Genomic DNA, 20,762 nt, shown 5'->3' with positions numbered 1-20,762 from the left:
AACATGGCAACCGCTGAACCCGCGCGGCCCGGCTTCCAGCTACCGCTGCTGCTGCTGGCCGGCTTCCGGACGCTGATCGACGACCTGCACGCCGAACTGGCCCGCGCCGGGCATCCCGAGCTGCGCCCGCTGCACGGGTTCGTCCTCCAGGCCGTGGGCGCGGACGGCACCACCGCCACCGAACTGGGCCAGCGGCTCGGCATCTCCAAACAGGCAGCCGGCAAGACCGTCGACCGGCTGGTCGCCGTCGGCTACCTGGAGCGGGTTGACGACCCCCGCGACGCCCGACGCCGGCTGGTCCGGGTGACCCCGCGCGGCGCCGACGGGCTGCGCCGCTCGGCGGAGATCTTCGACCGGCTGCGCACGCGGTGGACCGACACCCTGGGCGCGGAACGCGTCGACGCGCTCGAGGACGACCTGCGCACGATGGCCTCGGCCAACTGGTTCCGCCTGGACATGCCCGGCTGGTTCGGCGGCTGAGTCAAGCCCGGCGGACACATCTCACCGGCCCTGGCGTGTCACGGCCGCTCGGGTGCAGGCTGATGGCATGTCGGACGCGTACGTCGTCGGCGACCCGGACGGGTTGTCTCCCCTGCTGGTCGCGGTCCGCGACGCCGTCGCCAGGGAACTGCACTCGCAGCTGGCCATGCGCGGGGAACGGATCGAGCTGGCCGATCTGCCGGAGGTGTCCTACCAGGTCACCGTCCAGGTCGAGCGGACGTTGCGCGACTGGCGATCGGCGCGGACCCACACCGCGACGGGATCGAGAAACGTCACAGCTGATCACTAGGATCAGGGGTGCCGGTCGGGCCGGGAGCACGGCGTCCCGACCTCTTCCGACCGGCTCACCCCTCGACAAGGAGATCGGTTGAGATCTGTGCGTGTTACGCGCGTCAGGGCCGTGCGCGGGCTGACCGCGCTGGTGGTGGCGACGGCGTCGATCGGCGTGGCGGCGACGCCGGCCGCGGCCCAGGACGACCCGGGCTGGGTCGGCGCCTGGCTGGGCGACACCACTGTCGGCGGCCCCGGCGCTCCCGGCCGGACGATACCGCTGACCCTGACCAGCACCGGAGCCACCCAACCCCGGGTGACCATCGACCTGGCCGGGCTGGCCGGGGTGGCCACGGCCAGCTTCCCCACCTGGTGTGTCACCGAGGGCACCTCGGTCACCTGCCCCATGCCGTCGACGGCCGTCGACGAGTCCGGCACGCTCACCGGCACCGTGCCGGTGGTGTTCCGGGCCGCTCCCGGTGCCGCCGACGGCGCCACCGGCACCGTCGACTACACGGCGTTCGGCGAACAGACCGAGGCGTACGCCCAGCGGGCGACGATCGACGTCCGGTCCGGACCCGCCCTGTTCGACCTCGTCGACGAGTACGTCTCCGGCGTCGACGTCGGCGACAACCTCGCCGTACCGGTGGCGGTCGTCAACGCCGGTGACCAGCCGGCCGTGGACCTGCGGCTCACCATGCACTTCCCGGTCGGGCTGGTCCCGGCGAGCTACCGCAACTGTCGCTACGGCACCGACCAGGTGCTCGCCACGGTGGCGGTCTGCACCCTGCGGGGCACGTTCGCGCCGGGCCAGCGACACGAACTGCGGCAGAACCTCGCCACGGCGGTCGGCCCGGCCACCCTGGGCAGCAAGCGGATCACCCAGTTCGTGGAGCCACTGGCCACCGCCGGGCCGCTGCCGAACGGTGTGAAGCTCCGGAGCCGTGACGCCGACCAGGCGCTGCGGCTGCGAGCGGTGGGCGTGCCGCTCGACGTGACCCCGGTGGAGGTGAGCGGCGCCGGCGGTCAGACCTACCTGCGCGACGTGCGTAGCGCCTTCGACATCGTCGCCATCGGGGCTGCCACCACCGGCGCCGTCGGCGACACCGTCCAGGTCACCGTGGGCATCCGGAACGAGGGCCCGGGCGTGCCGGACGGCACGAACTCCGGCGACACGGTCGGCGCGTTCCTCATCACCCCGCCCGCCGGGGTCACCGTGCTTGCCAACCCGCCTGGCTGCGCGCCGACCGGCGGCGAGGAGGACGGCGAAGCGACCCCGCGGACCTGGTACTGCAACGGACGGGGGGCGGTCCTGCCGGCCGGCACCAGCAACACGGTCACCTTCGACCTGCGGATCGACAGCCTCACCGGCGCTGCCGGCGAGGTCCAGCCGTACGGCCGTTACCCCCGGGTGGACGACAACCCGGGCAACGACATCGCACCGGTGACGGTGAGCTGACCGAGCCCGGCGGAACGACGCGGGCCGGTCACGGAGTCATCCGTGGCCGGCCCGCACATCGTCGAGAGGGGTCAGTCCAGCCCGCCGTACGAGTGCAGGCCGGTGAAGAAGATGTTCACACCGAACAGGTTCATCAGCACGGTGAGGAAGCCGAGCACGGCGATCCAGGTGGCCACGTTGCGCTTGACGCTGGGCGTGGCCCGCGCGTGCAGGTAACCGGCGTACACCACCCAGGAGATGAACGCCCAGGTCTCCTTCGGGTCCCAGCCCCACGGCCGACCCCAGGCCGCCTCGGCCCAGATCGCGCCAGCGATCACCGCGAACGTGAAGACCGGGAACGCGAACGCGTGCAGCGTGAAGGTCAGCCGCTCCAGGCCGGCCGCGCCGGGCAGCCGCTTCGCCAGGGTGTACGGGAAGCTCCGCTTGCCCTGCTCGTACCCGTTGCGCATGAGGAAGCCGACCGCCGGCACCGCGCCGAACAGGAAGATGCCGGACGCGAACACGATCGTCGAAACGTGGATCACGAACCAGTACGAGTTGAGTGCCGGCACCAGCGGCACGATCGGCACGTACAGCACCAACTCGGCGGTGGCCACCAGCAGCACCATCACCAGGGTCAGGAACAGCCCCAGCTTGCGCAACGACGGCCGCTTCCAGAGCACCACCAGCCACGCCGCGACCCCGATGAACGTCACCGTGAGCACGAACTCGTACATGTTGCCCCAGGGCATCCGGTCCGCCGCGAAACCGCGGGTGACAAGTGCCCCGAGGTGCAGGGCGGCGGCGACCGCCGTGGCGCCCACCCCGATCAGGCCCGCGAGTCGGGCACGCGCCGCCGAGCGATCGGCCGGAGCCGACGAGGGTACGGGCGCGGGCGGCGTCGGGACGACACCACCACCGGCACCGACCAGCTCACGGACCGGAGCCGCAACCTCGACCCGGGTACGCGCGTTGCCAAGCGCGTACTCCACGGCGTGCCCGATCATCGCGATCAGATACGCCAGGGTCGTGAAGAGCACCAGATTGTCGGAGAGTGCGGACATCACTCGGCTCCTTCTCGCGCGCCGGCCCGCTCGGCCGCTCGTTCGTCACCGCTGACGGCGGCGACGAGCTGGGCGAACTCGTCGGCGAACCCTGGATAGTCGGTGCGCGGCAACCCACCGGCCTCCATCAAGCTACTACCGCTCGTCGGAGATCCTTCTGCGGGGTCGGCGGGCACCACTCGGAAGAACACCCGCCGGCGCTTCCCGAACAGCGAACCCATCAGCCCGACCAGCAGGACACCGCAGCTCACCAGCAGCATCGTCGAGCCGGGATCGTGCCGGACGGAGAGCGTGACGTACCGCTCGGTGCCCAGGAACTCGACTCTCGACCCGTCGTCGAGCGTCCAGGTCTCGCCCTTGCGGAGCAGCTTGGTGCCGACCTCCTTGACCTTGCCGGTACGCACCTGCCGCTGGTCGAGTTGGTAGATCGAGCCGGGGATGCCGGCGTCCTGGCCGAGGTTGCCCCGGTAGGCGACCAGGTTCAACACCGGGTTGCGCTCGGTCGGGTACTGCGAACGGACGAACGGCGCCTGCTCGGGTGCCGTGGGCAGGTAGATGCCGGTGAACGCCACCTGCTGGTCCGGTGCGCGCCTGCCGGTGGCCGGGTCGACGTTCGCGTCCGGGAAGGCCGCCAGCCCCTCGCTGGTCAGACCCATGTCGCCGGTGGTGAGGAACGGGTCGTCACTGAGTTGGCTGCGACCGAACCGGTCCGTGTAACGGATCACCGGGGCGTACCCGTGGCCGAGCAGGTAGACGCTCGAGTCCTTCAGGCGCAGCGGCGAGTTCACCGAGAAGTCCGCGCGGCGGGTCGGCTCGTCCGGACCGTCGACGGTGACCGTGGCGTTGAAGAACTCCGGCTGACCGCTGTCGAGGAACCGGGCCTGGAAGTCGTCCAGCCGCAGGCAGAAGCGGGGCAGGTCGGCGCTGTCCACCCGCGGGCCGAGCTTCGCCTCGGCGTACTGCTGACGGGTGTTGCAGAACGCGTTGTCCGCGCCCGCCACCAGCAGGCGGTTGCCGCTCCAGCCGTACCACGAGCCGAGCGCGACGCCGATCAGCACCGCGATCAGCGAGGTGTGGAAGAGCAGGTTGCCGGTCTCCTTGAGGAAACCCTTCTCGGCGGAGACCTCGTCGCCGCGTACCTCGACACGCCAGCGCCGCTTGCGCAGCACCTCGGCCACGGCCTCCGCGCCGCCCGCCGGGGCGGGCAGCACGGTGTGCTGCGGCAGCCGCGCCAACCGTTTCGGCGCGACCGGGGGGCGGGACCGCAGCGCCCGGACGTGGTCGCGCAGCCGGGGCGTGATGCAGCCGATCAGGGAGGTGAACAGCAGCAGGTAGATGGCCGAGAACCAGACCGAGCCGAAGACCTCGAACGCGCCGATCCGGTCCAGTCGAGGTGCCCAGTCCGGGTGCTCGACGAAGTACTCGTTGACCTTCTCCGGGCTGATCCCCCGCTGCGGCAGCACCGAGCCGGGGATGGCGGCGACCGCGAGCAGGAACAGCAGGATCAGCGCCGTACGCATGCTGGTGAGCTGCCGCCACGAGTTGCGCAGCAGGGCCAGCAGCCGGTTGGGCCGGCGCCGGGGCGCCGGGGCCTCGGCCTCTGGCCGGTCGTCGACGACCGTCATCAGATGCTCACCTCGCCCACCCCGACGGTGGTCTGCAACCAGATCACGAAGCTCTGCCATCCGCCGGTGACGAGCGCCAGGCCGATCAGGATGAGCAGGGCGCCGCCGACCCGGGTGACCCAGCGGCTGTTGCGCCGGACGGCGCGGAAGACCCCGAGCAGGCGCTGGAAGCCCAGCCCGAAGACGACGAACGGTATCCCCAACCCGAGGCAGTACGCCACGGCGAGCACCACGGCCCGGTCGCTCTGGCCGCTGGCGGTGGCCATGCCCATCACCGCGCCGAGCGTCGGGCCGGTGCAGGGCACCCAGCTGAGCGCGAAGACCGCCCCGAAGACCGGTGCGCCGAGCAGCCCGGCCGACGGCAGCCGGGAGATCCGGAACTCCCGTTGCAGCGCGGGGATCATCCCGAGGTAGCCGAACCCCAGCACGATGATCAGCGCGCCGACGACGATCTCCAGTTGCCGCTCGTACTCGAAGAAGACCCGGCCGATGCCGGCGAACAGGATGGCGGTGGCGACGAAGACGACAGTGAAGCCGGCGATGAACAGCAGCGTCCCGGCGAGCACCCGGCCCTTCACGGCCACCGTCGCGGCCCGCTCCCGTACGGCGACAGCTCCGCCACCCCCGACGGAGGCGTTAGGAAGGGCACCTTCCTCTACCCCAGGCGTTAGTAAGGTGCCCTTCCTTGCACTGCCTTCGAGGTCGGCGCCGGCCAGACCCGTCACGTACGACAGGTAGCCGGGGACCAGCGGCAGCACGCACGGGGACAGGAAGCTGACCAGGCCGGCGAGCGCCGCCGCGCCAATGGCGAGCAGCAGCGGCCCGCTGACGGCCAACTCCCTGAAGGTCTCGCCCATCAGTTCGGTGCCGGCTTCTCGGCGGCGATCCGCTCGACGATCGGTTGCAGGCCCTCCTGCTTGACCGCTGCCCGGATCACGGCGGCGGTCCGACCCTGCCGGTCGAGCACAACGGTCGCCGGGACAGTGTTCGGCGGGATGTCCAGGTCCAGCGCCAACCGGCTGGACGGGTCGAACAGGCTCGGATAGGTGACCCGACCCTCCTCGAACGCCGTGGCCTTGTCCCGCGAATCCTGCACGTTGATGCCGAGGAAGCTCACCCCGGCGCCCTTGGTGGCCTGGTAGGTGGCTTCCAGGTCGTCCGCCTCGGCGCGGCACGGCGCACACCAGGAGCCCCAGAAGTTGACCACCACGACCTGCCCGCGGGCCTGACTCACGTCGTAGTTGCCGCCGGCGAGCAGCTCACCGGCGAGCTTCGGCGGTGCCGAGCGCTGGTCCGGCGCGCACTCGACGATGCCCTCGGCGGTGGTCGTGCAGGTCTTCTCCTGCCCCTTCGACGATGTGCAGCCGACCAGCGCCGCCGCGGCGACGGTGGCGAGCAGACCGGCGGTCCACCTCCGGGCGTTCATCAGGCCCCCTTGGCCGTCCGGGCTGTCGCGGAGAGAGCGATCAGGTGGGCGGCGGGCTCGCTGTAGCCGATGCCCACCACCTTCGCGCCGTCGAAGTGGAACGAGGTGAGGCTGGCCAGCCCGCACTGCCGCTTGCGGGGGTCGTGCCAGAGCCGCTTGCGCTCGACGTAACGACGCAGCGTCCAGATCGGGAGCTGGTGCGACACCAGCACCGCCTCGCGTCCCTCGGCGGCGACGCGGGCGGCGTGCACGGCCGCGAACATCCGCTCGGCGATCACCCGGTACGCCTCGCCCCAGGACGGCGTCACCGGGTCACGCAGCACCCACCAGTTGCGGGGGTCGCGGAACGACCCGTCGCCCGGGGAGACCTTCTTGCCCTCGAACCAGTTGGCGCTCTCGATGAGCCGCTCGTCCACGCCGACCGGCAGCCCGAACTGGGCGGCGATCGGCTCGGCGGTCTGCTGGGCGCGTTCCAGAGGGCTGGCCACCACGTGCACGATCTCCCGCTCGGCCAGGCCCTCCGCGGCGGCCTTGGCCATCTGCACGCCCAGCTCGGACAGGCGGAAACCGGGCAGCCGGCCGTAGAGGATCTGGTCGGGGTTGTGCACCTCGCCGTGCCGGAGCACGTGCACCGTCGTCTTGCTCACCGCTGTGCCCCCTTTGTTTGCGACTGCGGGGCTCGCAAAACCGGCTCACTCCTCGCGCTCACCGCTACCCCCCGTGACCGGCCGCTGCCGCCGCGTTCGCCGCCGTCGGCAGTGCGGCGGCGATGTGTTCCAGAGCGGCGTCGTCGAGCGCCGCCGACACGAACCACGATTCGAACGCGCTCGGCGGCAGGTAGACGCCGGCGGCGAGCATCGCGTGGAAGAACGCCTTGAACGCCGGCACCTGCTGGGTGCGGGCGCTGTCGTAGTCCACGACGTCGGCGTCGGTGAAGAAGATCGAGAACATGCTGCCCGCGTACGACAGCCGGTGCGGGACCCCGGCGGCGGCGAGCGCGTCGGACGCGAGCTTGCCCACGACGGCGGCCGTGTCGTCAAGCTTGCGGTACAGCGCGTCGTCGGCGAGGCGCAGCGTGGCCAGGCCGGCGGCGCAGGCCAGCGGGTTACCGGAGAGCGTGCCGGCCTGGTAGACCGGTCCGGCCGGCGCGAGTCGCGCCATGATTTCCGCGCGCCCGCCGAACGCGGCGGCGGGCAGGCCACCACCCATGACCTTGCCGTACGTCCACAGGTCGGCGTCGGAGGCGTCGAGGCCGTGCCATCCGGCGCGGGAGACCCGGAACCCGGTCATCACCTCGTCCACCACGAGCAGGGCGCCGCTGGCGTGGGCGATCCGGGCGAGCTGCTGGTTGAAGCCGTCGCGCGGAGCGACCACGCCCATGTTGCCGGCGGCCGCCTCGGTGATCACGGCGGCGATGTGCTGGCCCTCGGCGGCGAAGGCCTCCTCGACGGCCCGGATGTCGTTGTACGGCAGCACGATCGTCTCGCTGGCCGCCGCGCCGGTCACACCGGGCGAGTCGGGCAGGCCCAGGGTGGCCACGCCGGATCCGGCGGAGGCGAGCAACGCGTCGACGTGCCCGTGGTAGCAACCCGCGAACTTGACGATCTTGGAACGGCCGGTGAAGCCCCGGGCCAGCCGGATCGCCGACATGGTCGCCTCGGTGCCGGAGTTGACCAGGCGTACCTGCTCCATCGGCGTCCGGTCGACCAGCTCGGCGGCCAACTCCACCTCACCCGGGGTGGGGGTGCCGAAGCTGGTGCCCCGGGCGGCGGCGGCCTGCACGGCGTCCACCACCTCCGGGTGGGCGTGCCCGAGGATCAGCGGACCCCACGAGCAGACCAGGTCGACGTAGCGGCGGTCGTCGGCGTCGTACAGCCACGCGCCCTCGCCGCGGACCATGAAACGTGGGGTGCCGCCGACCGCCTGGAAGGCACGCACGGGGGAGTTCACCCCGCCCGGCACGATGGCGCGGGCGCGGTCGAACAGGGCCTCGGAGGCCGGCGCGTCGGCCGGGTAACGGCCAGATCCGGCGGAAACGATGTCGGTCACGATGCCGCCATTGTGTCAGCGCCGAACGGCCAACCAGCAGCCACCCCGGACCGGGGTTACCGGGCTCACCCGCCATCGGTGCTCGTCGGAGCCCGTCGGGCGCGGCTCGCGGCCTCGACAGGCCGGGTCGCCTGGATCGCGCTAGGCTGGCCGGGTGGATCGTGCCGAACTGTCCATCACGCTACACCGGACGGGCGACGAAGCAGTGCTGCGCCTGGCCGGTGAGATCGACATGCTCACGGCCGCCCAGCTCTCCACCGTCGTCAACGAGGTGCTGGCCGACCCGCCGCCGCGCATCGTGCTCGATCTCGGGGGCGTCACGTTCTGCGACTCGCAGGGCCTGGGCACCCTCGTCGTCCTCAGCCGCAAGGCGAGCCACGCGCAGAGCCTGCTGATGCTCACCCACGTGGGCGACTTCCTGATCCGCGTCCTGGACATCACGGGCCTGCGCAGCGCCCTGATGATCCGCAACGACCAACCCACCGGCTGACCCCCCCCGGGCGCCCGGCGGCCAGGCACCGTTGATCATGAGGTTGACGGGCGATCGGGTGCCTGTACCGCCCGCCAACCTCATGATCGACGCAGGTCAGAGGGTGGGGATGTCGCGGGATCGGAACGTGGCGAGGGCCAGGGCCAGCAGGGCCGCCGTCACGGCTGCCAGGACCGCCAGCGGGGTCGCCGTCCAGGTGTCGCCCAGGACCTGTGGGGTGTGGGTGAACGGGGAGACGTCGAGCGCCCACTGGTCCAACTCCAGCACCGCGCCCAGCTGACCGAGCAGCAGGCAACCCGCGAGCACCGCCCAGGCCGCCCCGCAGAACCGGGGCAGCCAGCCCACCAGCAACGCCGCCAGACCGGACAGCACCCAGACCGCCGGCACCTGGGCCAGCCCGGCACCGAGCATCCGGGGCAGCTCACCGCCGACGTCACCCACGCTGAGGCCGTACGCCAGCCCGGTGGCGAGCCCCGCCACCGCCAGCACCACCGCCGGGCCGAGCAACGCGAAGAGCAGGTGCGCCGCCAGCCAGCGGGTCCGGCTCACCGCCGTGGCCAACAGTGGCTCGGCCCGCCCGGCGGCCTCCTCCGCCCGTGCCCGCAGCGCGGCCTGGATGCCGTACCCGGCGGCGGCCAGCGCGGTCAGGCTCAACGTCCCACCGAGGTACGCCTCGGCGAGCGCCGACGTGCCGCCGAGGCGGGCCAGGATCTCGGCGACCTGCTGGTTGCCCTGCACCGCGTCGCCGGCCGCGTCCGCCGCGCCACCCAGCACGAGGCCGAGCAGCCCGAAGCCGACGGTCCAGCCGAGCAACTGACCCCGGTGCAGCCGCCAGGCCAGTCCGAACGGGCCGGTGAGCCCACGACCGGCGGTCGCCGGGCCGAGCCGGGGCGGGAACACCCCGGCGCCGAGGTCACGGCGCACCGAGACGGGGTACGCGACGAGCGCGACAGCCGCGCTGAACAGCACCGGCAGCAGCAGCACCCACCACCGCTCGTCGGCGAAGGCCCGCCCCCTGGGCGCCCAGCCCAGCGGTGACAGCCAGCTCAACCACTCGGCGCTCCCGCCGGTGCCACCGGAACCGCCGGCGTCGCCGCCCAGCCGCAGCGCGAACGCCAACCCGAGCACCCCCAGGCCGATCCCGCGCGCGCCGCCGGCGCTCTCGGTGAGTTGCGCGGCCAGCCCGCCGACCGTGGCGAAGGTGATCCCGGTGAGCGCCACCCCCGCGCCGAAGAGCAGCGAACCGGCGCCGGGCAGGCCCGCCGCGACCAGACCGGCGGCGGTGAGCAGACCGAGGAGCACATTCGCGGTGTACGTCACCAGCAGCGCGGCGGTCAGCCCGGCGTACCGGCCCAGCACCGTCGCGCCGAGCAGTTCCCGCCGGCCAGCCTCCTCCTCGGTACGGGTGTGCCGCACCACGGTGAGCACGCTGACCAGGGCGACGATCAGGGTGAGCAGGCCGGCCCGCTGGACGGTGAGCGCACCGACGCTGTCGCCGTACACCGGGCCGAGCAGGGCGACGATCGACGGGTTGCTCGCCGTACCGGCCAGGTACGCGGCCCGCTCGGCGGCGGTCGGGTACAGCTCGGCGTACGTGCCGGCGTAGCTGGCGGGCAGCACCGCCAGCAGCAGGATCCAGATGGGCAGCAGCACCCGGTCCCGGCGCAGGATCAGCCGCACCAGGTGCCGGGTGCCGGTCAGCGCGGTCACGACCGCACCTGCTCGGCCTGGTAGTGCCGCAGGAACAGCTCCTCCAACGTCGGGGGCTGACTGACCAGACTCCGTACGCCGATGTCGGTGAGCCGGCGCAGCGCGACGTCCAGCGCGGCGTTCTCCACGTCGAAGCGCACCCGGGCCCCGTCCACCCGCAGGTCGTGTACGCCGGTGAGCTGGCCCAGCCCGTCCACCGGGCCGGTGAGCTCGGCCTCGATCGAGGTGCGTCGGAGGTGGCGCAGCTCGGTCAGGGTGCCGGTCTCCACGTCCCGCCCGTTGCGGATGATCGTCACCCGGTCGCAGAGCGCCTCCACCTCGGCCAGGATGTGGCTGGAGAGCAGCACGGTGCGACCGTCGGCCTTCGCCCGGCGGACCCAGTGCTGGAAGACCTCCTCCATGAGGGGGTCCAGGCCGGAGGTGGGCTCGTCCAGGATGAGCAGTTCGGCGTCGGAGGCGAGGGCCGCCACCAGGCCGACCTTCTGCCGGTTGCCCTTGGAGTACGCCCGGCCTTTCTTGCGGGGGTCCAGCTCGAAGGTGTCGAGCAGTTCGGCGCGGCGGGTCGGGTCGAGGCCGCCGCGCATCCGGCCGAGCAGGTCGATGACCTCGCCGCCGGACAGGTTCGGCCAGAGCGTGACGTCGCCCGGCACGTACGCCAGCCGGCGGTGCAGGGCGACGGCGTCGCGCCACGGGTCGCCACCGAGGAGTCGCAGGGTCCCGGCGTCGGTTCGCAGCAGGCCGAGCAGTGCCCGGATGGCTGTGGACTTGCCGGCGCCGTTGGGGCCGAGGAAGCCGTGTACCTCGCCGGCGCGGACGGTCAGATCCAGGCCGTCGAGGGCCCGGGTCCGGCCGAACGTCTTGACCAGGCCGGACACCGAAATGGGAGTTTCCATATATCGGAAGCTACACTCGTTTCACAAAGTTGTGAAGACTGTGAGACCTCGGCACCATCGAGGCCACGCACGAACGCGGGAGGGGACCACCAATGGCAGCCGCCGACAGCCACGACCCGGTGCACCTCTTCGTCGAACGGATGGCGTTGACGTTCGCCGAGGTCGGCTTCCCGCGGATGGCCGCCCGGGTGCTGTTCACCGTGATGAGCGCCGACGACCCCCTTACCGCCGCCGAGATCGGCGAGCGGCTCGGGGTCAGCGCGGCGGCCGTCAGCGGCGCCGTCCGCTACCTCACCCAGTTCGGGTTGCTGATCCGCGAGCCGGTCCCCCGCTCCCGCCGGGACCGCTACCGGATGCCGGACAACCCCTGGTACGAGGGGACCATCACCAAGACCGCGATCTACAAGACGTTCATCGACGTGGCCGACGGCGGAGTGGCAGCCCTCAACGGCCCGGACACCCCCGCCGGCGAACGGGTCGCCGAGATGCGCGACTTCTTCGTCTTCGTCCAGGAGGAGATCGACTCACTCGGTGAACGCTGGCGGATCCGCCGGGCCGCCACCGGCCACGGCCGGCCCGGCGAGGCCTGACCGCCCCGGTCAGGCGGTGTTGCCCCAGCGGGCCTGCTCCAACAGACGCACAGCCCGGTCGTGGGCCTGGGCGTCGTCCGAGCGCAGCAGCGTCGTCGCCTCGTCGACCGCGTCGGTGAGCCGCCGCCACTGCGTGTCGCGCTCCCGCACCAGATCCGACTGGGCGGCCAACTGCCGGGTCTTCACCCACAACTCGACGAAGACCGACACCTTGGCCCGCAGCACCCACGGGTCGAACGGCTTGGTCAGGTAGTCCACCGCGCCCACCTGGTAACCCCGCAGCGCGAGCTGGGCGTCCCGGTCGGCGGCCGTGAGGAAGATGATCGGCACGTGCCGGGTCCGCTCCCGACGCTTGATGTGACTGGCCGTCTCGAACCCGTCCATGTCCGGCATCTGCGCGTCCAGCAGGATCACCGCGAAGTCGTCCACAAGCAACTGCTTGAGGGCCGCCTCGCCGCTCTCCACCGCCACCGACTGGACCGGCAGGCCCTGGAGGATCGCCTCCAGGGCCATCAGATTCTCCCGCCGGTCGTCCACCAGCAGCGCCTTGGCCATCTGGGTCACGAGGTCTCCTCAGTCCGGCTGCCGCTGATCCAGGACGACATCAACTCGATCAGGTCGTCCAGGTCGACCGGCTTGGTGATGTAGTCGCTGCCACCGGCCGCGAGCGCCGACTCGCGGTCACCCGGCATCGCCTTCGCGGTCAGGAAGACGACCGGCAGATCCGCGAAACGGTGGTTGCGGCGGATCTGGCGGGTGGTCTCGTACCCGTCCTGGTCCGGCATCATGGCGTCCATCAGCACGATGTCCACCTCCGGATGCTCGGCCAGCAGGCGGACACCGTCCGCCCCGTTGTCCGAGTACAGCACGGTCATCCCGTGCAGCTCCAATGCGCTGGTCAGTGCGAAGACGTTCCGCACGTCGTCGTCCACGATCAGCACCGTCGCGCCGTCCAGCTGACGGGTGGCCGGCGCCTCCGGCCGGTCCGGCAGCAGCTCCAGCGGCGGCATCAGCAGCGACGACGGCAGGCCCGCGCGCTGCGGCGACGGCGGCGCGGGCGCGACCACCGCGTCCGGTGCGAGCACCTGGGGTACGAACAACGTGAACGTCGAGCCCTGACCGGGCGCCGACGACACCGTGATGGTGCCCCCGATCAGCCGCGCCAGATCGCGGCTGATCGACAGACCGAGGCCGGTGCCACCGTAGCGGCGGCTCGTGGTGCCGTCCGCCTGCTGGAACGCCTCGAAGATGATCGACAGCTTGTCGTCGGAGATGCCGATCCCGGTGTCGATCACCGTGAACGCGATCACCTGCTGGGCGTTCGTCAGCGCCGGCACGTCGAAGACCGCGTTCTCCGCCGCCGGGGCGATCCGCAACGTCACCGCGCCGTTGTCGGTGAACTTCACCGCGTTGGACAGCAGGTTGCGCAGGATCTGCTGCAACCGCTGCGCGTCGGTGACCAGCGCGGGCGGCAGATCCTTGCTCACGCGTACCTGGAAGTCGAGGTTCTTCTCCTCGGCCTGCGGCGCGAACGCCTGCTCAACGTAACCGCGGATCTCCGCGAAGCGGATCTCGGTCGGCTCGACGTCCATCCGGCCCGCCTCGATCTTGGACAGGTCGAGGATGTCGTCGATGAGGCGCAGCAGGTCCGAACCGGAACCGTGGATGGTCCGGGCGAACTCGATCTGCTTGGGGCTGAGGTTCTGCTCCGAGTTCTCCGCCAGCAGACGCGCCAGCAGCAGCAACGAGTTCAGCGGCGTACGCAGCTCGTGGCTCATGTTGGCCAGGAACTCCGACTTGTACGCCGACGCCCTGGTGAGCTGCTGCGCCTTCTCCTCCAGGCCGAGCCGGGCCAGCTCGATCTCCCGGTTCTTCGTCTCGATGTTGCCCTTCTGCTCGGACAGCAGAGTGGCCTTCTCCTCCAGCTCGGCGTTCGTGCGCTGCAACTCCGCCGACTGCTCCTGGAGCTCGTGGGCGAGCCGCTGCGACTGGGCCAGCAGCTCCTCCGTACGCCGGTTGGCCTGGATGGTGTTGACCGCGACGCCGATGGTCAGCACCAGCCGCTCCAGGAACGACAGGTGCAGCTCGGAGAAGGCGGCCACACTTGCGAACTCGATCACCCCGAGCAGCTCCCCCTCGAACAGCACGGGGAGCACCACCAGGTCGGACGGGGGCGTCTCGGCCAGCCCGGAGCGCAGGGTGAGCCGGCTGTTCGGCGAGGCGCTGACCCGGATCGTGCGGCGGGACAGCGCGGTCTGCCCGACCAGCCCCTCGCCCGGCCCGAAGGTGACGTCGTGCCCCCGCGCCACGTACCCGTACGACGAGGTCAACCGCAGTCGCATGCTGCCGTCGGTGTCGTCGGCGAGGAAGAAGGCGCCGAGCTGGGCGTCGACCAGCGGAGTCACCTCCGTCATGATCATGCGACAGACCTCGCCGAGGTCCCGTTGACCCTGCAACAGGCCGCCGATGCGGGCCAGGTTGGAGTCCAGCCAGCCCTGCTCGGCGTTCTTCTTGGTCGTCTCCCGGAGGGTGACGATCATCTGGTTGATGTTGTCCTTCAGCTCGGCGACCTCGCCCTGCGCCTTGACGGCGATCCGCTGCGTCAGGTCGCCCCGGGTCACCGACGTGGACACCTGGGCGATGGCCCGCAGCTGGGTGGTGAGCGTCGAGGCGAGCTGGTTGACGTTCTCGGTGAGGTCCCGCCACGTACCGGAGACGCCCTTGACCTGCGCCTGGCCGCCGAGCTTGCCCTCGATGCCGACCTCGCGGGCCACCCGGGTCACCTCGTCGGCGAACGACGACAGCTGGTCCACCATCGTGTTGACAGTCGACTTCAGCTCCAGGATCTCGCCCTGCGCGTCCACGGTGATCTTCTGGCTCAGGTCGCCCTTCGCCACGGCGGTGGTCACCGAGGCGATGTTGCGGACCTGGCTGGTCAGGTTCGACGCCATCGAGTTCACGTTGTCGGTCAGGTCCCGCCACGTACCGGAGACGCCCTTGACCTGCGCCTGACCGCCGAGCTTGCCCTCCGTGCCCACCTCGCGGGCCACCCGGGTCACCTCGTCGGCGAACGACGACAACTGGTCCACCATCGTGTTGACAGTCGACTTCAACTCCAGGATCTCGCCCCGGGCATCCACGGTGATCTTCTGCGACAGGTCACCCTTCGCCACCGCCGTGGAGACCTGGGCGATGTTGCGGACCTGGGCGGTCAGGTTCGACGCCATCGAGTTCACGTTGTCGGTCAGGTCCCGCCAGGTGCCGGCGACACCGCGCACCTGCGCCTGACCGCCGAGCTTGCCCTCCGTGCCCACCTCGCGGGCCACCCGGGTCACCTCGTCGGCGAACGACGACAACTGGTCCACCATCGTGTTGACAGTCGACTTCAACTCCAGGATCTCGCCCCGGGCATCCACGGTGATCTTCTGCGACAGGTCACCCTTCGCCACCGCCGTGGTCACCGACGCGATGTTGCGGACCTGGCTGGTCAGGTTCGACGCCATCGAGTTCACGTTGTCGGTCAGGTCCCGCCACGTACCGGAGACGCCCTTGACCTGCGCCTGACCACCCAGGTTGCCCTCGGTACCGACCTCACGGGCCACCCGGGTCACCTCGTCGGCGAACGACGACAACTGGTCGACCATCGTGTTGACGGTGTTCTTCAGCTCCAGGATCTCGCCCTGCGCGTCCACCGTGATCTTCTGCGACAGGTCACCCTTGGCCACGGCGGTGGAGACCTGGGAGATGTTGCGGACCTGGCTGGTGAGGTTGCCGGCGAGCTGGTTGACGTTCTCGGTGAGGTCCCGCCAGGTGCCCGAGACACCGCGCACCTGCGCCTGACCGCCGAGCTTGCCCTCGATGCCCACCTCACGGGCCACCCGGGTCACCTCGTCGGCGAACGACGACAACTGGTCCACCATCGTGTTGACGGTGTCCTTCAACTCAAGGATCTCGCCCTGCGCCGCCACCGTGATCTTCTGCGACAGGTCACCACGCGCCACCGCCGTCGAGACCTGCGCGATGTTACGGACCTGGGCGGTCAGGTTCGACGCCATCGAGTTGACGCTGTCGGTCAGGTCCTTCCAGGTGCCCGCCACGTTCGGCACCTCGGCCTGGCCGCCCAGCTTGCCCTCGGTGCCCACCTCGCGGGCCACCCTGGTCACCTGCTCGGCGAAGAGCCGCAGCGTGTCGGTGAGGTAGTTCATCGTGGCGGCCAACTCGGCGACCTCGCCGCGCGCGCCCACCGTGATCTTCTGCGACAGGTCGCCCTTTGCCACCGCCGTCGCCACCTGCGAGATCGACCGCACCTGGCCGGTGAGGTTCGACGCCATGGTGTTCACCGAGTCGGTGAGGTCCTTCCAGGTGCCGGCGACGCCCCGAACGTCGGCCTGGCCACCCAACTTGCCCTCGGTGCCCACCTCACGGGCCACCCGGGTCACCTCGTTCGAGAACGACGACAGCTGGTCCACCATCGTGTTCACGGTGCGCCCGATGCGCAGGTACTCACCGCGCAGCGGCCGGCCGTCGATCTCCAACGCCATGTGCTGGGACAGGTCGCCGTCCGCGACCGCCACGATCACCCGTGCGATCTCCGTGGTCGGCCGGCCGAGGTCGTCGATCAGCGAGTTGATCGCCCGCTGCCCCTCCGCCCAGGACCCGTCCAGCCCCTCGTCGTCCAGACGCTCGGTGAGCCGACCGTCCCGGCCGACGATCCGGCTGATCCGCCGCAGGTCCAGATGGTGCCGCTCCTGGAGCGAGACCACCTCGTTGAAGGCGTCCGCCACCTCACCCGCCTTGCCGGCGCGGCGGGGAAGCCGGACCTTCAGGTCGCCGCGGCCGATCCGTCGCAGTGCCTCGGTCAACTCGCCGAGGAGCGCCTCGTGGTCGGGCGCGGACGGATCCGCCACCGACTGCTTCGCCGTGGTCATCATTCCTCGCTCAACTCGGGGGCACCGGTCCGTACGGACACACCGGCACCCCATATTGTGCCCGCGCGCGCCGTGGTGCCAGGGTGCGCGACCCGCCGGAACACCCCGGGCCGCGCACCGATCCGCCCATCAGCGACCGATCCGGTACGGTGCGTCGCAGACCTCGCCCCGTTGCCGGATCCGCCGTAACGGACCCGGGCCGGCCGTGAACGTCCCCCGCGACGGTGATCGGCTTGGCACCTGGCGGGGGGACGATGGAGGATACGAAGGTGTCAGCCGAGGCGGGGCCCGCGACGGCCGGGGCCCGGAACGGGGCGGTCCGGCACGTCCGACTGCCCGCCGACCGGCGTACCCCCGCCGCCGCCCGCGCGGTGGTCCGCTCGGTGCTGACCGAGGCGCACCTCGACGAGCTGGCCAACGAGGCCCTGCTGCTCACCACCGAACTGACCACGAACGCCGTCGAACACGCCCGCACCGAGTTGGACATCGACGTCGTCGCCGACGAGGTGGGGCTCACGGTGACCGTCTCCGACTTCGCGGCCAGCCCGGGTGACGAACTGACCGTGGGCGCCCGGAACGACGCCACCGAGATCAACGAGGTGTCCGAGCGGGGTCGCGGCCTGCTGCTGGTCGACCACTTCGCCAGCCGGTGGGGCACCACGTACCTGCCCACCGGCAAGGGTGTCTGGTTCCGGCTGGACCGCCCCGACGCCGATCCACCCGACGCCGCCGGCAGTACGACACCGATCGGGGCGGCCGTGGACAGCGCCGCGCCGAGCGCCAGCGCCATGAGCGAACTCATGCAGACCGCCCCCGACATGTACGCGGACGACCCGCTGCCCGACTTCGCCACCGGCCTGCTCAGCCGGCTCGCCGAGATGGTGGGAGCCGCCGGCGGTGTGATCCGCCTGGACCGGGGCGACGGGCAGGGTCGCCAGGTGCTGGCCCGCATCGGCCGGCAGCCACGCCTCGGCAGCGAACTGCTCCGGGTGCCGCTGACCGTGCACCGCCCGTACGGCGGAGAGCTGGAGTTGGACGCCGCGCCGTCCGCGTACGCCCGGCCGCTCGCGGTGCTGACCGCCGAACGGCTGTCGCTGCACCTGGAGAACGACAGGCTGCGCCGGGCCGACATCCGCAGGCAGGCATGGCTGACGTTCCTGGCCGAGGCGAGCGAACTGCTGGCCCAGTCGCTGGACGTCGAGCTGACCATGGCGTTGATCCCGCAGCTGGTGGTGCCGCGGCTCGGCCAGTGGTGTGCCGTGCACACCGCCGACGAGTGGGGCCGGCTGCGGTTGGCGGCGGCGACCCACGCCGACGAGTCGGTGCTGCCGCAGCTGCACAGGGTGCTGGCGGAGACCGGACCGGACTCGATCCAGGCGCGGCTGCGCGAGGCGTCGCGCAGCGCGGCACAGATCCCGCTCGGTGGGCCGATGGAGGGGTTCGCGGTCCCGCTGATCGCGCGCGGGCAGCGCCTTGGCACCCTCGCCGTGGGACGACACCAACGGCACCGGCACGACCCGGACGAGGTGTCCGTCCTGGAGGACGTCGCCCGCCGGGCCGCGCTCGCCATCGAGAACGCCCGCATCCACGCCGAACGTCGACGGGTGGCGCAGACCCTCCAGCAGTCCCTGCTGCCCCCGGTGCTGCCGCTGGTGGAGGGGATCGGCTTCGCCGCCGAGTACGTCCCGACCGGCGACGACGCGGAGGTGGGCGGCGACTTCTACGACGTGGTGCCGCTGCCCGACGGCCGCTGGCTGGTGGTGATCGGCGACGTCTCGGGCAAGGGCGTGCAGGCCGCCGCGGTCACCGGGCTGGTCCGGGACGTGATCCGGGTGCTGGTCGGCGACGGCAAGCCGTTGCCGGAGGCGCTGGCCCGCCTCAACGAAACCCTGGTCGAGCGGGGTGGCGGCAGGTACTGCACGTTGGCCCTGGCGGCGGTCGGCCCGGGCGACGGCAACCAGTTGGACGTCGCGCTGCACCTCGCCGGGCACGACCGACCGGTGCTGCTGGCCGGGAAGGGTGGCGCCGAGTTCGTCGGCACCGGCGGCACGGCGCTCGGCCTGCTCGACACGATCACTTCGCCGACGGCGCAGATCGCGCTGGCGCCGGGCGATTCGCTCATCTTCTACACCGACGGGGTCACCGAGCGCCGACGCGGGCGGGAGCTGTTCGGCACCGATCGGCTGCGGGACGCTGCCGCGCCACTGGCCGGCTACTCGGCCGACGTGGTGGCCGCCCGACTACGCGCCGCCGCGATCAACTTCTCGGTCGAACCGCCCCGCGACGACATCGCCGTCCTGGTGCTGCGCAACGACGTGATCTGACCGGACGCGTCACAGGCCGCCGGGGAGGCGGCCGGGGGCGAGCCGGTGATCCGGGTCGAGGTGCTCCTTCGCGGCCCGCAACTGGGCCAGGCCGGCGATCTCACCCCAGAGGTCGACGGCCCGCCGGACCGGCGCGGGAGCGGAGACCACGACGCAGCGGCCCTCCCGGGCCAGCAGCACCCCCCGGACGGCGGCCAGGATGGACGCCACCCGGTCGGGTGCCAGCGAGCCGGACAGCGCCGCATGCACCACGCCCAGGCCGGCGGAGCCCCGGACCGGCACCGGGGCGCCGGCCGCGTCCCGCAGCGCGTACACCGCGGCGTGCAGGTCACTGATCGGCACCTCCAGCCGCAGCGCCGTGTCGCCGGGGGCGAACGGGTAACGCCGCCACCACGTCGGGGCGGAGTGCGCCACCGTCGCCTCCCCGTGCAGCAGGCCGACGAGGCGTTCGGCGCGTTCGGTGACGTCGGCCGGACCGCCCTCCAGCAGCACCACCAGGCTGCCCGCACGGGACGGGGCACCGGGCCGGCCGGAGTTCGACGGGTGGCGTTCCCGGGCGGTGGCGGATGGGTGACCGGGCGGGTACGGCGACCGGGGTCGGGGCGTACCGGCGGGGAGGTCCAGCTCGACGGCCGCAGGATCCAGGCGGGCGGCGAGGATCGCGCGGACCAGGTCGTGCACCTCCAGGGGTGTCCACACCGGACGGGACACCCACAGGCGGCTCGCCGGCGCCGGCTGCACCCGCAGGCTCGCCGAGACCAGCACGCCGAGGGCGCCCTGCGAGCCGCAGAGCAGCCGGGCCAGGTCGAGACCGGGCGCGCCGCCGCCGGCGCTGACCAGCTCACCGTCGGCACCGAGATAGCGGACGCCGAGGAGCTGGTCGCAGGGGCTGCCGTGGCGGTGCCGCAGCGGGCCGGCCTCACCGGCGGCGAGCACCCCGCCCAGCGTCGCTCCGGGCGACGGGGCGTCCAACGCCAGCCGCTGCCCGGTGCGCTCCAGTGTCGCCTGCACCGCCCGCAGCGGCGTGCCGGCGCCCACCTCGGCGACCGGCGCGCCGACCGGCTCGTGGCCGATGCCGGCCAGCCGGCCGGTGTCGAGCATGATGTCGACCTGCACCGGGGTGGCACCCCAGTCGATCTTCGTGCCGGCTCCCCGGGGCACCACCGTCAGATCGTGCGCGGCGGCCAGCCGCAGCACCTCGGCCGCGGCGTGCGGGCCACCGGGCACCGCCACCCAGCGCGCCGCCCGCCCCGCCACCTCGTCGGCCGGCCCGCCGAGCCGGGAGAACGGCGGACCGCAGATCGCCGCCAACCGCCGGGTGATCTCGAGGGCTCCGGACCGGCCGAGGGAACTCGCTGCTGCCGCCATGCCGGCTATCGTACATGTGTTCGAAACCTCTGGTGGCGGATACCGGGATGCCGCTGGTCCGGCGGGCGGAGCGGCCCGGCCGGTAA

General features: G+C 71.9%; 17 protein-coding genes. 6 read left to right on the top strand and 11 right to left on the bottom strand.

The genetic code is table 11. The features are described from left to right. Nucleotides 1-3 precede the first annotated feature (3 nt). From ABZS77_RS02605 to ABZS77_RS02595, 3 genes are all read left to right on the top strand, one after another. Nucleotides 4-480 (top strand): MarR family winged helix-turn-helix transcriptional regulator, encoded by a 477-nt coding sequence (locus ABZS77_RS02605; RefSeq protein WP_354815995.1) that lies wholly within the window; start codon nucleotides 4-6, stop codon nucleotides 478-480. 67 nt (nucleotides 481-547) lie between these two features. Continuing rightward, nucleotides 548-790: a hypothetical protein gene (locus ABZS77_RS02600; RefSeq protein ID WP_354815992.1), complete on the top strand. Its 243-nt coding sequence runs from the start codon at nucleotides 548-550 to the stop codon at nucleotides 788-790. Between the two features lie 78 nt (nucleotides 791-868). Next, on the top strand, nucleotides 869-2,230 hold the full coding sequence (locus tag ABZS77_RS02595; RefSeq protein WP_354815989.1) for a hypothetical protein: 1,362 nt from the start codon (nucleotides 869-871) through the stop codon (nucleotides 2,228-2,230). A 71-nt stretch (nucleotides 2,231-2,301) separates the two neighbouring features. Here the strand turns inward: ABZS77_RS02595 and ccsB are convergent, their stop codons facing one another. From ccsB to hemL, 6 genes are all read right to left on the bottom strand, one after another. Next, nucleotides 2,302-3,273: a c-type cytochrome biogenesis protein CcsB gene (ccsB, locus tag ABZS77_RS02590; protein WP_354815986.1), complete on the bottom strand. Its 972-nt coding sequence runs from the start codon at nucleotides 3,271-3,273 to the stop codon at nucleotides 2,302-2,304. After that, entirely contained in the window at nucleotides 3,273-4,898 is a 1,626-nt protein-coding gene (locus tag ABZS77_RS02585; RefSeq protein WP_354815983.1) for a cytochrome c biogenesis protein ResB, read from the bottom strand. The genes ccsB and ABZS77_RS02585 overlap by 1 nt, the downstream gene beginning before the upstream one ends. Further along, nucleotides 4,898-5,755, bottom strand: a complete 858-nt coding sequence (locus ABZS77_RS02580; protein ID WP_354815980.1) for a cytochrome c biogenesis protein CcdA — start codon at nucleotides 5,753-5,755, stop codon at nucleotides 4,898-4,900. The genes ABZS77_RS02585 and ABZS77_RS02580 overlap by 1 nt, the downstream gene beginning before the upstream one ends. Further along, nucleotides 5,755-6,324 carry a TlpA disulfide reductase family protein gene (locus ABZS77_RS02575; RefSeq protein ID WP_354815977.1) on the bottom strand — a complete coding sequence of 190 codons (570 nt, stop codon included), beginning with the start codon at nucleotides 6,322-6,324 and terminating at the stop codon, nucleotides 5,755-5,757. The genes ABZS77_RS02580 and ABZS77_RS02575 overlap by 1 nt, the downstream gene beginning before the upstream one ends. Continuing rightward, complete coding sequence (locus ABZS77_RS02570; protein WP_354815974.1) at nucleotides 6,324-6,971, bottom strand: histidine phosphatase family protein; 648 nt, start codon at nucleotides 6,969-6,971, stop codon at nucleotides 6,324-6,326. The genes ABZS77_RS02575 and ABZS77_RS02570 overlap by 1 nt, the downstream gene beginning before the upstream one ends. Nucleotides 6,972-7,035: 64 nt before the next feature. After that, nucleotides 7,036-8,373 (bottom strand): glutamate-1-semialdehyde 2,1-aminomutase, encoded by a 1,338-nt coding sequence (gene hemL / locus ABZS77_RS02565; protein ID WP_354815971.1) that lies wholly within the window; start codon nucleotides 8,371-8,373, stop codon nucleotides 7,036-7,038. Nucleotides 8,374-8,527: 154 nt separating this feature from the next. Here hemL and ABZS77_RS02560 point away from each other — a divergent pair, with 154 nt between their 5' ends. After that, nucleotides 8,528-8,863, top strand: coding sequence for an STAS domain-containing protein (locus tag ABZS77_RS02560; protein ID WP_007454492.1), 336 nt, complete (start codon nucleotides 8,528-8,530; stop codon nucleotides 8,861-8,863). 96 nt (nucleotides 8,864-8,959) lie between these two features. Here the strand turns inward: ABZS77_RS02560 and ABZS77_RS02555 are convergent, their stop codons facing one another. Together ABZS77_RS02555 and ABZS77_RS02550 are read right to left on the bottom strand one after the other, a co-directional pair. Then, nucleotides 8,960-10,573 (bottom strand): ABC transporter permease, encoded by a 1,614-nt coding sequence (locus ABZS77_RS02555; RefSeq protein WP_354815968.1) that lies wholly within the window; start codon nucleotides 10,571-10,573, stop codon nucleotides 8,960-8,962. Further along, complete coding sequence (locus ABZS77_RS02550; protein WP_354815965.1) at nucleotides 10,570-11,466, bottom strand: ABC transporter ATP-binding protein; 897 nt, start codon at nucleotides 11,464-11,466, stop codon at nucleotides 10,570-10,572. Before ABZS77_RS02550 ends, ABZS77_RS02555 begins: the two co-directional genes overlap by 4 nt. 92 nt (nucleotides 11,467-11,558) lie before the next feature. Here ABZS77_RS02550 and ABZS77_RS02545 point away from each other — a divergent pair, with 92 nt between their 5' ends. Further along, nucleotides 11,559-12,056 (top strand): MarR family transcriptional regulator, encoded by a 498-nt coding sequence (locus ABZS77_RS02545; protein WP_354815962.1) that lies wholly within the window; start codon nucleotides 11,559-11,561, stop codon nucleotides 12,054-12,056. Nucleotides 12,057-12,065: 9 nt separating this feature from the next. Here ABZS77_RS02545 and ABZS77_RS02540 read toward each other — a convergent pair whose 3' ends face one another. Both ABZS77_RS02540 and ABZS77_RS02535 read right to left on the bottom strand, forming a co-directional pair. Beyond that, complete coding sequence (locus ABZS77_RS02540) at nucleotides 12,066-12,620, bottom strand: response regulator (protein ID WP_354815959.1); 555 nt, start codon at nucleotides 12,618-12,620, stop codon at nucleotides 12,066-12,068. Next, nucleotides 12,617-16,984, bottom strand: a complete 4,368-nt coding sequence (locus tag ABZS77_RS02535; RefSeq protein WP_354815957.1) for a HAMP domain-containing protein — start codon at nucleotides 16,982-16,984, stop codon at nucleotides 12,617-12,619. Before ABZS77_RS02535 ends, ABZS77_RS02540 begins: the two co-directional genes overlap by 4 nt. A 254-nt stretch (nucleotides 16,985-17,238) precedes the next feature. Between ABZS77_RS02535 and ABZS77_RS02530 the strand changes: the two genes are divergently transcribed. Then, a complete protein-coding gene (locus ABZS77_RS02530; RefSeq protein WP_354815954.1) occupies nucleotides 17,239-19,308 on the top strand; it encodes a SpoIIE family protein phosphatase in 2,070 nt (689 codons plus the stop codon). 9 nt (nucleotides 19,309-19,317) lie between these two features. On the opposite strand, the gene ABZS77_RS02525 is transcribed toward ABZS77_RS02530, so the two are convergent. Next, the gene (locus ABZS77_RS02525) at nucleotides 19,318-20,676 is read right to left on the bottom strand and encodes an FAD-binding oxidoreductase (RefSeq protein ID WP_354815951.1); all 1,359 of its coding nucleotides are present in this window, start codon (nucleotides 20,674-20,676) and stop codon (nucleotides 19,318-19,320) included. Nucleotides 20,677-20,762: the final 86 nt, after the last annotated feature.

It is taken from the genome of Micromonospora sp. NPDC005298 (assembly GCF_040607375.1).
GTDB lineage: Bacteria > Actinomycetota > Actinomycetes > Mycobacteriales > Micromonosporaceae > Micromonospora.
This window is presented reverse-complemented; position numbering and strand designations above follow the sequence as displayed.

Excerpts from the sequence above, each read along its gene's own strand:
- ABZS77_RS02585 (WP_354815983.1), bottom strand. The coding sequence starts at position 4,898 with ATGACGGTCGTCGACGACCGGCCAGAGGCCGAGGCCCCGGCGCCCCGG.
- ABZS77_RS02580 (WP_354815980.1), bottom strand. The coding sequence starts at position 5,755 with ATGGGCGAGACCTTCAGGGAGTTGGCCGTCAGCGGGCCGCTGCTGCTC.
- ABZS77_RS02530 (WP_354815954.1), top strand. The coding sequence starts at position 17,239 with ATGGAGGATACGAAGGTGTCAGCCGAGGCGGGGCCCGCGACGGCCGGG.
- ABZS77_RS02605 (WP_354815995.1), top strand. The coding sequence starts at position 4 with ATGGCAACCGCTGAACCCGCGCGGCCCGGCTTCCAGCTACCGCTGCTG.
- ABZS77_RS02575 (WP_354815977.1), bottom strand. The coding sequence starts at position 6,324 with ATGAACGCCCGGAGGTGGACCGCCGGTCTGCTCGCCACCGTCGCCGCG.
- ccsB (WP_354815986.1), bottom strand. The coding sequence starts at position 3,273 with ATGTCCGCACTCTCCGACAATCTGGTGCTCTTCACGACCCTGGCGTAT.
- ABZS77_RS02525 (WP_354815951.1), bottom strand. The coding sequence starts at position 20,676 with ATGGCGGCAGCAGCGAGTTCCCTCGGCCGGTCCGGAGCCCTCGAGATC.
- ABZS77_RS02545 (WP_354815962.1), top strand. The coding sequence starts at position 11,559 with ATGGCAGCCGCCGACAGCCACGACCCGGTGCACCTCTTCGTCGAACGG.
- ABZS77_RS02535 (WP_354815957.1), bottom strand. The coding sequence starts at position 16,984 with ATGACCACGGCGAAGCAGTCGGTGGCGGATCCGTCCGCGCCCGACCAC.
- ABZS77_RS02600 (WP_354815992.1), top strand. The coding sequence starts at position 548 with ATGTCGGACGCGTACGTCGTCGGCGACCCGGACGGGTTGTCTCCCCTG.
- ABZS77_RS02550 (WP_354815965.1), bottom strand. The coding sequence starts at position 11,466 with ATGGAAACTCCCATTTCGGTGTCCGGCCTGGTCAAGACGTTCGGCCGG.